The organism is Rubritalea tangerina (genome assembly GCF_042683245.1).
Classification (GTDB): Bacteria; Verrucomicrobiota; Verrucomicrobiia; order Verrucomicrobiales; family Akkermansiaceae; genus Rubritalea; species Rubritalea tangerina.
Genome location: NZ_JBHUJB010000009.1, coordinates 108,445 through 121,015 on the forward strand (window position 1 = coordinate 108,445; position 12,571 = coordinate 121,015).

10 protein-coding genes are annotated in these 12,571 nt (G+C 49.0%); 5 read left to right on the plus strand and 5 right to left on the minus strand.

The window, feature by feature from the left end:
• The first annotated feature begins 242 nt into the window (after positions 1-242).
• The 5 genes from ACFSW8_RS01795 to ACFSW8_RS01815 all read left to right on the plus strand — a co-directional run bounded on the left by ACFSW8_RS01795 (position 243) and on the right by ACFSW8_RS01815 (position 5,083).
• Positions 243-1,772 (plus strand): RtcB family protein, encoded by a 1,530-nt coding sequence (locus ACFSW8_RS01795; protein WP_377089927.1) that lies wholly within the window; start codon positions 243-245, stop codon positions 1,770-1,772.
• 178 nt (positions 1,773-1,950) lie between these two features.
• Complete coding sequence (locus tag ACFSW8_RS01800; RefSeq protein WP_377089926.1) at positions 1,951-2,313, plus strand: Hsp20/alpha crystallin family protein; 363 nt, start codon at positions 1,951-1,953, stop codon at positions 2,311-2,313.
• 17 nt (positions 2,314-2,330) lie between these two features.
• A complete protein-coding gene (locus ACFSW8_RS01805) occupies positions 2,331-2,702 on the plus strand; it encodes an Hsp20/alpha crystallin family protein (protein ID WP_377089925.1) in 372 nt (123 codons plus the stop codon).
• A gap of 210 nt (positions 2,703-2,912) precedes the next feature.
• Entirely contained in the window at positions 2,913-3,671 is a 759-nt protein-coding gene (locus ACFSW8_RS01810) for an Hsp33 family molecular chaperone HslO (RefSeq protein WP_377089924.1), read from the plus strand.
• A 158-nt stretch (positions 3,672-3,829) separates the two neighbouring features.
• Complete coding sequence (locus ACFSW8_RS01815) at positions 3,830-5,083, plus strand: aspartate aminotransferase family protein (RefSeq protein WP_377089923.1); 1,254 nt, start codon at positions 3,830-3,832, stop codon at positions 5,081-5,083.
• Positions 5,084-5,169: 86 nt separating this feature from the next.
• Here ACFSW8_RS01815 and ACFSW8_RS01820 read toward each other — a convergent pair whose 3' ends face one another.
• The 5 genes from ACFSW8_RS01820 to ACFSW8_RS01840 all read right to left on the minus strand — a co-directional run bounded on the left by ACFSW8_RS01820 (position 5,170) and on the right by ACFSW8_RS01840 (position 12,500).
• Entirely contained in the window at positions 5,170-6,654 is a 1,485-nt protein-coding gene (locus ACFSW8_RS01820) for a sulfatase (RefSeq protein WP_377091534.1), read from the minus strand.
• A gap of 9 nt (positions 6,655-6,663) precedes the next feature.
• A complete protein-coding gene (locus ACFSW8_RS01825) occupies positions 6,664-8,238 on the minus strand; it encodes a sulfatase family protein (RefSeq protein WP_377089922.1) in 1,575 nt (524 codons plus the stop codon).
• A gap of 260 nt (positions 8,239-8,498) precedes the next feature.
• Positions 8,499-10,262, minus strand: coding sequence for an arylsulfatase (locus ACFSW8_RS01830; protein WP_377089919.1), 1,764 nt, complete (start codon positions 10,260-10,262; stop codon positions 8,499-8,501).
• A gap of 158 nt (positions 10,263-10,420) precedes the next feature.
• Entirely contained in the window at positions 10,421-11,350 is a 930-nt protein-coding gene (gene fabD / locus ACFSW8_RS01835) for an ACP S-malonyltransferase (RefSeq protein ID WP_377089918.1), read from the minus strand.
• A 67-nt stretch (positions 11,351-11,417) separates the two neighbouring features.
• Entirely contained in the window at positions 11,418-12,500 is a 1,083-nt protein-coding gene (locus tag ACFSW8_RS01840; protein ID WP_377089917.1) for a glycerate kinase, read from the minus strand.
• Positions 12,501-12,571 lie beyond the last annotated feature (71 nt).

Sequence of the window (12,571 nt, forward strand, 5' to 3'; positions counted from 1 at the left end):
AGCCTTGACTCCACACCTCACAGCAACCTACAAACACATCATGCTTCTCAACTCAACATATCGCATCCGACGTAGCGAGCGTGCACTCTAGCACGGCTGAGTAGAGATATACTTCATACTCCGCCCTGCTGATGCACGCCGCTCGCAGGGCTTTTTTGTGCCCACTTTTCCCAGCTGACCACCCACAGGTGGTCGCGGTGTCTCACCACACCATGCACTATTTTTACTTACTTCTTTTTATTTTGAAATTTCAAAAAACACACCTTCTCGAGGCAGGCTTCAATGACGGACCAGTTCTCGAACAAATCTACGCAAGCGGATTAGACATCATCTCTAACAAAGGGATCCAATCCGTTTCCTACCTCATCAAACAACTCAAAAGAAAATACCCAGAACATCACGGATCACTCACCCTCAGAGATCAACCTGCCCCTCTAAGCCTAGCCATTGATGCTTCAGATCCCGTAGAGACAAAAAACCTAACAAAGACATTGAAGCAAATGCAGGAACTGCTCCGCTGCCCAATGGTTGTCGAGGGCAGCCTAATGCCCGACGCCTGCCCTGCTGGTAGCGACGTAGCAAGCATGCCCGTGGGAGGGGCGATTGCTGTCAAAGATGCGATCATCCCTGCAGCCCATAGCTCAGACATCAGCTGTTCCTTACATGCCAGCTTCTTTGATGCAGACGCTCCCGTGGCTAATCTCCTTGACTCACTTCAGTCGATCACTCGATTTGGACCAGGAGGCAGAGCTCCTAATGAGCAAATCCACCACCCCGTCCTTGATGAGCCAATATGGAACAACCCTTTTCTCAGAAGGCTTGAATCCAAAGCGCATATGCATATGGCCGACCAAGGAGACGGAAATCACTTCGCCTTCCTTGGAGAAATAAAAATTACCAGTGACTTGACAGAAACACTGTCAGCCCAGGGGCACCAAGAGCTGGCCAACGCACTTAAATCACATACACAACTCAAAGTACTCATCACCCACCATGGCTCCCGGGGCCTCGGAGCCGCCCTCTATAAAAGAGGCCTAGAAGCCGCTATAAAACACACACGTAAATACGCCTCCAATATTCCAGATGCAGCAGCCTGGATCAGCACACTTTGCCCTGAAGGGAAAAACTACTGGGAAGCACTCCAATATGTCTCCCGTTGGACGAAAGCTAACCACGCCACCATTCATCAAAGGTTTCTTCAGCAAATCCAAAGCCCATTAGTGGCTTCAATTGGCAATGAACACAACTTTGTCTGGAGAAGGGACAACCTCTATTACCATGGCAAAGGAGCAACTCCGGCTTGGTCTGACTCCAACGGCAACCCACTCCTCGGTCTCATCCCTCTGAACATGGCTGCCCCCATCCTTCTCACTCTCGGTAAAAACCAAGGAGAATACCTGAGCTTTTCACCACACGGTGCCGGACGCAATCTCGCACGAAAAGCACTCCTCAAAAAACTCCAACGTGGCGCTCGACCACAGATCCAAGACGCCATCACAAGCGGCACTGAGCACATCGACGCCCGCTGGTTTCTCGGCGAACCCGATGTCACAGAATGCCCGATCGCATACAAATCCCCCACAACGATCCGCCAACAAATTCAATCCTACCAACTCGCTGACGTCATTGCAGAAATCCACCCACTCGGCTGCATTATGGCCGGCCGTTCACCTAAATACGAAAAACCACTCACACCAAAACAACTCCGCCAAATCCATCATCGATCCAATCGTAGAAAAATGCGCCAACATGATTGGCTTACCGAAGAGTGACAATCTGACGTGGCAAAATGACACCAATGGATACATTTTGTCACAAAATCTAGCTATGAGAAAAAACTGAAAGAAAGCCCAAAAAACCAATAAAGCACTCACATACAACAACAAATGACATTCAAACCAAAGTTGGCACACAAGATGCAATTATGAAATCAAACAATAAAACATTCAGATGAGAACATTCACACCCTTTCACAACTCCAGCTTACTTCGCGACTTCAACTCCTTCTTCGAAGATGTGAGTCGCCCACAGAACCACCAACTCTTCTCAACCTCAGAAGGCTGGGCCATCCGTGTGGACCTCCCTGGCTTCGAAAAAAGTGAACTGAACCTCAAGGTCGAAAATAAAGCACTCGAACTCAAAGCCGAATCCAAAGAAGGCGCCCCCCATAAACGCCAACCAGTAAGCCATCGCTTCGCCTTGGGTGACGAAGTCGATACTCAGGCCATCCACGCTAAACTCGACCAGGGGGTTCTCGAGATCACTTTGCCCAAAAAAGAAACCGAGGCACTCAAAACAATCACCATCCAATAACAACCACTTGCCAAGAAATGAACCAACTTTGTAATAATCCAGCATCCGGCATTGAGACTAAGAACACCGTTCGCCCTCACTACCAGACAAACCCTAACGAAACAGGCGTAACCGTCACCGTTGACCTTCCGGGAGTGTCAAAAGAACAACTCGCAATCACCACTGAGAAACAACGCGTTCAGCTAAAGGCAAAACGCAACGATGCCCTTCCTGAAGGCTGGAAACCAGTACGTTCATACTCCCCCATCACCGCCTACGAACTCCAGCTCAATGTCCACCCCGACCTCGACCCGAGCTCGATCGAAGCACATTTTAACCTCGGCGTTCTCACTCTTCATATTGGACGCCGAAAAGAGAGCCTCCCACGTCAGATAGAGATATCCAACTGAGAGCACTTTACCCAATAACCGTTTTCATTGTGTAGGTAGAGTAGATCTCCCGCATCCTCCTCGGAGGGTGTGGGAGTAATCGCTTTTACACTTCACAAATTACTCCATACGCCATAAACCCCAGCAAATTCTCGGCATTCGCCACTCATTCTCACCTAACCACCAAATGCTCATGCCGGCTGCCACGCCAATCTCGAGCACACCACCACCATGGAAACAGTAGAAGATTTCACCAAAGTTGAGTCCATTTTCGTACGCGGCAGAAATGCTCTCATGCTGCGTGGACAGTTCACTCCCATCTACACGGACTACTATATCCACCTCATGGAAAACAAGCTGCGTCATAAAGAACAGCTCGATACCATCATCAAAGAAAAGCTCGCATTCCTGACACTCCACCTCACCGCGCGCCCATGGGCCGAAACCGTTGCTTGGACCGTCAACCTGCGTGCCCCGCGTGTTAATTTCTTCGCCACTGGGAGCTCAGTCCACGAAAGCATTACTGGACACCTCTTCACCGAAGGCGTCAAAGAAGGTGACCGAAATCTCCTCTACAGCCAAACAGTCGTTGACGGTAAAGAAGCACGACGCTCCACCATCGAACTCGAAGACAATGACCCAGTCCACTGGATCGAGAGCTACTACTCCCAAAGTGAACAACGCCCAGCTCGCGCATTCAAACTCGCAGACGAAAACTTTGTCCTCATTGCAGCACAACCAGATTGCGATCTCGAATGGCTAGAAAACCTCACCACAGAAGATGTCGAAAAACTCACAGAGACGGAGCCCACTAAACTCCTCGAAACCCGTAAGTTTCGCTTCCATTGTGGTTGCTCACCTGAAAAGTTCCTACCCTCCCTCGCCCAATTCAAAGGGAATGCCGAAGCTCTTTTCCAGGATGATGATGCTCTCGAAATCACATGCCCGCGCTGTGGTGGTAAACATATCATCACCCCTGACATGTTTTAATACCACCTCGGTCCGAATGACTACATGGGCACCATTTCTCAGATTATCCCTGACTACTGCTGGTGCATAATGCAGTTTATTCCAAGTGGCCTAACAAACATGGCTAGCTACCGACGCTAGCACACAAACAACCCCAAACACTTTACTATTTTATTCCGATGTCTGTTCATGACACATTCACTCAATACGTCCTTCCTACATACGGCAGGTTTCCACTCGTCCCCGAGAAAGCCCAAGGCTCATGGCTATGGGACAACCAAGGTAAGAAATACCTAGACTTCTGCACCGGCATTGCGGTCTGCTCTATCGGCCATTGCCACCCACGACTCGTTGAGGCGATCAAAGCACAAGCAAGCACACTCATGCATTGCTCAAACCTCTACGAAATCCCTCAACAAGCCGAGCTCGCCAAAACAATCGTCGATGACTTCGTCAAAATTCCAGGTAAGGTCTTCTTCTCAAATTCTGGTGCCGAGGCCAATGAAGGGCTCATCAAACTCGCTCGTAAATTTGGTAATGCCAGACCAGCTCCAGATGGCTCAGCAAGACACGAAGTAATCACTTTCAGAAATTCATTCCATGGCAGAACCATGGGAACACTGACAGCCACTGGACAAGACGCTATTCAGGAGGGCTTCGCTCCTATCCTCCCCGGTGTCAACTATGCCACCTATAACGACCTCGATTCAGTCAAAGCACAAATTACTGACAAAACCGCTGCCATCCTCCTCGAACCCATCCAAGGAGAAGGCGGCATCTTCAGTGCTACAGCTGACTTCCTCCGTGGCCTCCAAGCCCTCTGCATCGACCATGACCTTCTACTCATGTTCGATGAAGTCCAAGCCGGATTCGGCAGACTCGGCCACGACATGGCATGGAGAGCAATCGCACCTGAAATCCAACCAGATGCCATTTCATGGGCCAAAGGCATGGGCGGTGGTTTTCCCATCGGTGCCTTCTGGGTTTCAGATAGAGAAATTGCCCCACAGCTAACGTTGAGCAGCCAACTCGGCCCCAGAACGCACGGCTCGACTTACGGCGGAAATCCCCTAGCCTGCGCAGCCTCACTCGCAGTGCTCCGTGAAATCAAAGAAGCCGAACTCAACAAAAATGTCATTGAACGTGAACAACAGGTTCGCGACACCCTGAACACATGGAACCACCCAGCGATTAGTGAGGTGAGAGGTAAAGGCCTCATGCTAGGAATTGCACTCAATGCCGATAGCATAAACACCGCTGAAGGCGTCACTCCTGCCTTAGCCCTCGTCTTGAAACTTACCGAACTTGGCTTACTCACAGTGCCCGCAGGTGCTGAAGTCGTCAGATGGCTTCCGCCGCTCAATGTCTCAGCCGAAGAAGTCGATACAGCACTCTCGCTCATGAGAACAGCCCTCGATTCCCTTACCTCATAATACTTCGTGATTCTATAACCATTCACAGATAGTAAAACGCCCTGAAGTGTCTACCTTCAGGGCGTTTGCTTTGATCTCGATAAATCTTACTTCTTACGCTTTTTCTTCCTAGGCGTATAATCAATCCCAAGGTCGTTGCTGCGCACCTCTTCCAACTTTGCTTTCAAGACCCCCTGTAATTGCGCCACAGTCGCCTTGAAACCTTCCTGCTGCGCTAAGTTAGTAAATTGCTTTGGATCATTCTCCATATCGTAAAGCTGCATCCCTAACGATGCATCTTCACCATGCTGGATATACGCCCATTTCTTGTTGCGAACTAACAATGACTTCCCATTCACGCTGAATGCAAAGTCACGCACACTAAATGTAGGATCCTCAAACACGGGCTTGAGTGACTTCCCTTGAATGTGCTCAGGTACAGGAAGTCCGCACAACTCAGACACTGTCGGATAAAGATCCAGTAACTCGGCGAAGGAATGACATACTGCTGGCTTCTGCCCCGGAACCTTAATAATAAGCGGTACTCGTGACGATTCTTCCATCAAACCAACTTTCATCCAAAAGTCGTGCTCATTGAGGTGAAAGCCATGATCACTAGTGAAAATAACAATCGTATTGTCCGATAAACCATTCTTCTCTAAGGCATCCATCACCTTACCCAATTGTGCATCCATATAACTCACAGACGCATAATATGCACCAATCCCCTCACGCTTCATCCTGTCATCTAACTGCATCCCAGGGCTTGTCCGATAATTAATTCCAGCCTTCGGAATGTCCTCCCAATCTCCATCCACACTCTCAGGTAGTTGCACTCGATCAAATGGATACGCATCATAGTACTTTGCCGGTGCCACAAATGGAACGTGAGGCCTTACAAATCCAACGGCTAAAAAGAAGGGTTGATTTTTGTATTGTGCAATCAACTCAACCGCTTTGGCTGCAGTCTTCCCATCTGAATGTACCAAGTCATCCCCTTCAGCAATGTTGTACTCTAGCGTGTTCCCGCCGCGCACTTTTTTTGTCCCATCAGGATTCCCTTGTAACAAGACAGCTTTCCCCGGACAAAACACCTCAGGCCCTTGACTATTGAAACGCTCGGACCAGGACGCAACATCATCAGCTCCATTCGTCCCCCTCTCAATATCCCCAGGAACGCCCATGTGAAATATCTTGCTGACCCTTGTCGCCTGATAACCGTGATTCTTGAAATGTTGACTCCAAGTCGCACGTTCAGCACCGATTGCCTTACGGCCACTCGTGTAACCAAAGGTCTTCGTAGCATGGGGGTAGTAGCCACTCATGAAAGATGCACGCGATGGCCCGCATACGGGAAATTGACAATATGCATGGGTGAAACGTGTCCCCGCACTTGCCAATTTATCAATGTTGGGTGTCTGACACGCCTTGTTCTCATAACAAGAAAGAGCCGTAGCTGTTAGATCATCCGCGATCATAAACAGCACGTTGTACTGAGTCTTTTGATCCTCAGCCTGCAGCGGTAATAACAATAAACTACCGAATACGGAGACAATTCCTGTTGGTTTTATAAAAGAACGAAGGCGCATCATCACGAGTTTCTATTTTTTCTTTTTAGGTGCATACTCCTCGTAGCTAGGAGCCTCATAGTATGCGCGGAGACGATAGTACTCCTGCGTAAGTTCCTCCCTAACCTTCGAATACTCAGGGTTCTCATACACACTAACCATTTCCTCTGGGTCTTTCACCAAATCAAACATCTGCCATTCTTGAGTCGCAGGCAGATAAAATAGCTTATGAGTTTTAGTCCGCACACCATAATGCTGAGGCACAGCATGCTCACCAATCTCGTAATAGGCATAGTATACCGACTCCCTCCAGTCATCTACTTTGCCCTTCAATAAAGGCACTATCGAACGACCTTGCACATCGTCTGGAACCTCCACACCTGCCATCTCTAACCATGTCGGTGCGTAATCGATATTCTGAATGAGATCTTTCGGTCGAGATCCTGGCTTAATCACACCTGGCCACTTAATCAAAAATGGCATCTTGAACGATTCCTCAAACATCCAGCGCTTGTCGTACCATCCGTGCTCACCCAAATAGAACCCTTGGTCGGATGAATAAATAACAATCGTGTTTTCATCCAAACCATTGACCTTCAGGTAATCTAACATTCTTCCGATATTCTCATCGACCGCCTTTACGGTACCTAGGTAATTTCGAATGTATCTCTGATATTTCCATTTCACGACATCTTCGTGACTCAACTTACCAGCCTTAAAATCAGCAATGAACTTCTTGTTCAACGGTCCATAATAGGCATCCCATTGCTTCTTCTGAAGTGGAGTCATGCGGTTGTATTCCACTGGACGTCCCATGATGCCAGGAAGCTTCTGACCATCCATTTCTTCCTGACGAACTTTTAGATCGTAGACCCACCACATGTGACGGTCGATCTCCATCTCATTCTTTGGCAAGGTGATACTGCGATTCTTATAATCGTCAAAAAGTGTCCGAGGTTCAGGAATCTCTACCCCATCAAATGCATTGAGATGACGCAAGGCCGGTGCAAAGGTTCGGTGCGGCGCCTTGTGCTGACACATTAAAAAGAAGGGCTTGGTCTTGTCGCGTTTCTCTAACCAATTGATGGCCTTATCCGTCGTGATGTCTGTAGCGTAGCCTTCAAAGCGTTTCTTTGAACCATCCATCTGAATGAACACAGGGTTATAATAGCTCCCCTGCCCAGGTAGAACCTCCCAGTAATCGAAGGCTACTGGGTGCGTCTTCAAATGCCATTTTCCAATCACCGCAGTGGTGTAGCCCGCTCCCTTGAGTGCCTTGGCCACTGTCCACTGGCTTTGATCAAACCCCTTCCCAGTATTGCGCATGAAGCCATTCTTATGACTGTGCTTACCAGTCAAAATACAGGCTCTCGATGGACCGCATATCGAGTTCGCACAAAAAGAATTCTCAAAAAGTGCCCCCTCTTGCGCCAAACTATCAATGTGAGGTGTCGGAGCGATGTCTTTCAATGGCCCCCCATAAGATGAAATCGCATTGAGAGCATGGTCATCAGAAAAGAGAAATAGAATGTTCGGGCGCTTCTGCTCAGCATTTGCCACCAAGCCCATGGCTGCCGTCGCCACGTATGTGAGTATCTTCGTTTTCATAATATCGTATTTCGAGGTAAGCATCTAACTTCCTCATGACCGCGCAGTCGATCATAGATTCCACCAATGAGAGCGTCTTCTCCCCTAGTTTGATCGAAAAAACCATAGAATCTCTGTAGCTGGCCGTCCCGCTCCATTACGCTCACTCCCCTCATTCTCTATCCAAGATTCAAAAAAAGACACGTTCCCAGATACCTGAGAACATGCCTCTACAAATCCCGGCACCAATCCATCGGTACCGCAAAATGTCTGATGCTAGCCTATCGATGAAGAATACGTGTATGGTAAACCACCCATTCTTCTCCCCCCTCTGACACGATCTTTGTCTTCAATGTGTATCGCCCAGCTGGAATGCTCAGAGCCTCAAACACACCGATGCCTGTCTCTGGATTGAAGGGAGTAGAATATTCCTTCCCTCCAAGCTCCAGTTTCGCTGTCCACTTCTCATCCTTCTTAAGCTTGTAGCCTAATGCCGCCTCACAACGGATGTCATAGCGACCATCTTGGGTAAACTCTACCTTATAGTAACCTACCTTGTTCGGGCGCCAAGTACCCTCAATCATGTCCTGCCAGGTCAAGACAGATGGATTCTCCTTATCCTTTTCCACCACAATGTAGGGGGGGCCAGGTTGATCAGCACGAGCACCACTCACATCTTTATACCAAGACTCGTATCGAGCAATCAATGTTGCCGCGACCTCTTTCTCCACACCAATCAAGTCCTTCGTCTCCCCTGGGTCAGCGGCCAAATCATACAATTCCCACTTCGGCTCCCCCTCAAATTTCGTCTTCTGAGTCCCACTCGGGTGCACCAATTTCCACTTACCTAAACGCACCATGCAACTGTGGTACTTGCTGATCTCATCGCCCCGATGATACTGAATCACAATCGGTCGTTGCTCTAACTCCACCTCAGGGTTCTTCAACTTTTCTAATACCGAACGACCATCCATCCCATTGGGAACTTCTTTCACACCACAGGCATCTAACAATGTTGGCATCAAGTCAATGTGGGCCGCCACTGACTTCTTAATCTGACTCCCTGGCTTCAGAACTTTAGGCCATTGAATCCACAGGGGTGTTCGTACCCCCCCTTCATAAAGCTCTGACTTCTTTCCACGAAAAGGTCCCACAAACCTCCGAGTGTTAGGACCATTGTCCGTCAAGAAAATGACAATCGTGTCATCACTCAAGCCCATATCTGAAAGCTTCTTAAAAAGCTTCCCCATATTGTCGTCGATGTTGGTAATCATCGCCGCAATGCGGGCTAACTTATCATTCTCTTTCGCTTGATCCTTCCCCTCATCAAGCACCATGATCGGACTAAAGTCTACCTTCTGGTACTTTTCATAAAGCCCTTGTGGAACATCATGAAATGGCGAGTGCGGTGCATTCAAAGAGACATACGCAAAAAATGGCTTACCGGCCTTCTTGCTTTGCTCCATGAACTCAAAACTGTGGTCAAAAAAAACATCCGTACTATAACCTTCGGTCTCCACCTCCCTGTCATTTTCAAACAAAAGCGCATTCGTGTAGCGAGCCTTGTTATCTCTTGGATCAGCAGGTTGCCCCAAACCTCCCCCCTTATGAATCAATGAATAACTAAACCCTTGGTCGCTAGGTCGCATGGGGTAATTGTCACCAAGGTGCCACTTGCCAAATATGCCCGTTGCATATCCATTATCCTGAAGCACCTCAGCCAATGTCACTTCGTCACTAGCCATCATTGAACGCCCGAGGAAAGTATCAATACACTTAGTGCGGTGATTGTAGCGCCCTGTCATCAAACATGCCCGAGTCGGAGAACACACTGGGCTCACATAAAATTCCTCCCAACTAGCACTACGCTGAGCCATCGCATCTAGCTCAGGCGTCTTGATCAATGCATTCCCAGTTGCTCCAAAATCTCCATAACCTTGATCATCAGTCATCACCAAAACAATATTCGGTCGATCTGCCGCACTCACCATGCTTACCATGGCGATGCCCATTCCTATCAGTCTTGCTAGCATGAAATATTGCATAGCCTGACACTACCCTGATGTAAGCTGAGAAACAACTTGTCTCCTGATGAGACGACCCCACACGCTCCCCCCTCTCACAAGGGCGAGTGCCTCTACCCACCACAAAAAAAGCGTCTCACCCCACTAGGGATGAGACGCTCATAGAAAAAATCAATAGCTTAGCTTAATGCTGTTACAGCCTCTTCAAGAGAAGCCACATCATCCACTGAATACACAGTCGCTGACTTGTCAATGCGCCCCATCAAACCAGCAAGTACCTTACCTGGTCCCAGTTCAATGAATGTCGTATTCCCTTCAGCAATCACTGCCTGCATGCTCTCAGTCCAACGTACGGAACCAGTCACCTGCTTTTCTAAAGTTTCTCGGATCTCTGCCTCATCGGCAACTGCTGTCGCCTTGTAGTTTGAGTACACCGGAATGCTCGGCATGCTAATCGCAGTCTCAGCCAACACCGGCGCCAACTTGTCCTGAGCGGATTGCATCAGACGTGAGTGGTACGCACCAGCCACTTTGAGCTTCTTCGCCATGCGAATCCCACCTTCCTTCGCTCCCGCCACTGCCTTATCCACACCCTCAACAGAGCCTGACACCACAATTTGTCCAGGAGCATTGAAGTTCGCTACATCAATATCAGCCTCCGCAGCCAACTTCTCAACAGCCTCTTCACTACCACCAATCATGGCAGCCATCCCACCTTCAGTGGCATTACATGCCTCCTCCATAAATGCACCGCGTTGCTCCACCACCTTAAGTCCATCCTCAAAAGAAAATGTGCCCGCCGCTGCGTGTGCCGTAAATTCTCCAAGTGAAAGCCCAGCTGCCGTCACGATCTCTATTTCAGGAAGCTTCTCTTTCAATACCGCCAAACATGCCAAGCCATGCAAATAGAGCGCTGGCTGACAGTTACCTGTGCGAGTGAGCTCTTCATCGGGTCCCTCAAACATCACTGCGCTCAAAGAACGACCAAGCGCAGCATCAGCTTTCTCAAAAAGAGCTCTAGCAGCTGGAAAAGCCTCTACGAGATCCTTACCCATGCCCACTTTCTGGGCTCCTTGTCCTGAAAATAAAACTACTACCTTGTTAGCCATGGCCACTGTCTACCCCCCTCAAGTCACGATAGCAACCCCCAATTCAGCGAGTTACCCTCTTGCTTCATTACCATTTTTCAGCCTCTTCCCGAGCCACGTTCTTAAGTAGCACCTTGCCTCTAGCAATACATTCATCCAGCGGTAATCCCAGCCGTGATAATGCATAGTGACGGTCAAACGCCTCCTCCGCTCCATCCTCTATTCTGCCAGCCATCGCCACCACTGGCTTACCTGATGCCTTCGCCATCAAAGCCACCCCTGCTGGCCCTTTCCCCTCCGCGGTCTGCGCATCCAGACTCCCTTCACCAGTGATCACCAAATCAACAGCCGCAATACGTTGTGCGAGTTGCAACTCATTAGCTAACCAATCAAATCCATTCACCAATTTCCCCCCAGCAAAATGTAATAATCCAAATCCCAATCCACCCGCTGCTCCAGCCCCCTCCACTTCAGCCACCTCTTCACCACCACTAACCTCCATAATGGTCCTCAAAATCGCATCCATACGTCCAACATCCTCCACACCCTTCTGAGGCCCGTAGATGGCACTCGCACCATTTTCCCCTAACAACGGATTGCGCACATCACATGCTACCACCACCTCAGGTAACCTAATCAACTGGCTCAAATCCGCCGACTTCGCGCGCTCCAATTCTGCAGGCACGGGCATCAAAGGATTTCCCCCAGCATCATAAAACTGAGCCCCGAGCTCTACAGCCATTCCAGCCCCGGCATCATTCGTAGCACTGCCACCTAATCCTAGTACAATCCGCTTCACCCCGTGGCTATTAACTGCATCGCGTATCATAATTCCAACGCCTGCTGTGTTCGCATACTCAGGCTCTCTCAACTCTTTTTCTATCATCTCCAAACCACAAGCAGCTGCCATTTCCATGACTGCTGTGTCCCCAACTACGAGGTAACGGGCCTCACACTTTCTACCTATGGCGTCGAGCGTTTCACACACAACCCACTCACCACCAAGAGCATCGTATACCGCTTGCGTAAACCCCTCCCCCCCATCTGCTATAGGAGCCTGCTCCACCTCAACTCCAGGGCAGCCCTCCCACAAACCATTTGCTATAGCTTCACACGCTTCTACAGCCGTCATTGATCCTTTAAATTTATCGCACGCAACAAGCACTTTCATGCTGAATCACTTATAAAAAAAGTGAAAAAAAGACCACTGTTTACTTGCAAAACATCCGTCATTAGTCTTTC

Bases quoted from the DNA above. Each gene is read 5' to 3' on its own strand.
- ACFSW8_RS01800 (WP_377089926.1), top strand. From the start codon at position 1,951: ATGAGAACATTCACACCCTTTCACAACTCCAGCTTACTTCGCGACTTC.
- ACFSW8_RS01820 (WP_377091534.1), bottom strand. From the start codon at position 6,654: ATGATGCGCCTTCGTTCTTTTATAAAACCAACAGGAATTGTCTCCGTA.
- ACFSW8_RS01810 (WP_377089924.1), top strand. From the start codon at position 2,913: ATGGAAACAGTAGAAGATTTCACCAAAGTTGAGTCCATTTTCGTACGC.
- fabD (WP_377089918.1), bottom strand. From the start codon at position 11,350: ATGGCTAACAAGGTAGTAGTTTTATTTTCAGGACAAGGAGCCCAGAAA.
- ACFSW8_RS01805 (WP_377089925.1), top strand. From the start codon at position 2,331: ATGAACCAACTTTGTAATAATCCAGCATCCGGCATTGAGACTAAGAAC.
- ACFSW8_RS01830 (WP_377089919.1), bottom strand. From the start codon at position 10,262: ATGCAATATTTCATGCTAGCAAGACTGATAGGAATGGGCATCGCCATG.
- ACFSW8_RS01825 (WP_377089922.1), bottom strand. From the start codon at position 8,238: ATGAAAACGAAGATACTCACATACGTGGCGACGGCAGCCATGGGCTTG.
- ACFSW8_RS01815 (WP_377089923.1), top strand. From the start codon at position 3,830: ATGTCTGTTCATGACACATTCACTCAATACGTCCTTCCTACATACGGC.
- ACFSW8_RS01840 (WP_377089917.1), bottom strand. From the start codon at position 12,500: ATGAAAGTGCTTGTTGCGTGCGATAAATTTAAAGGATCAATGACGGCT.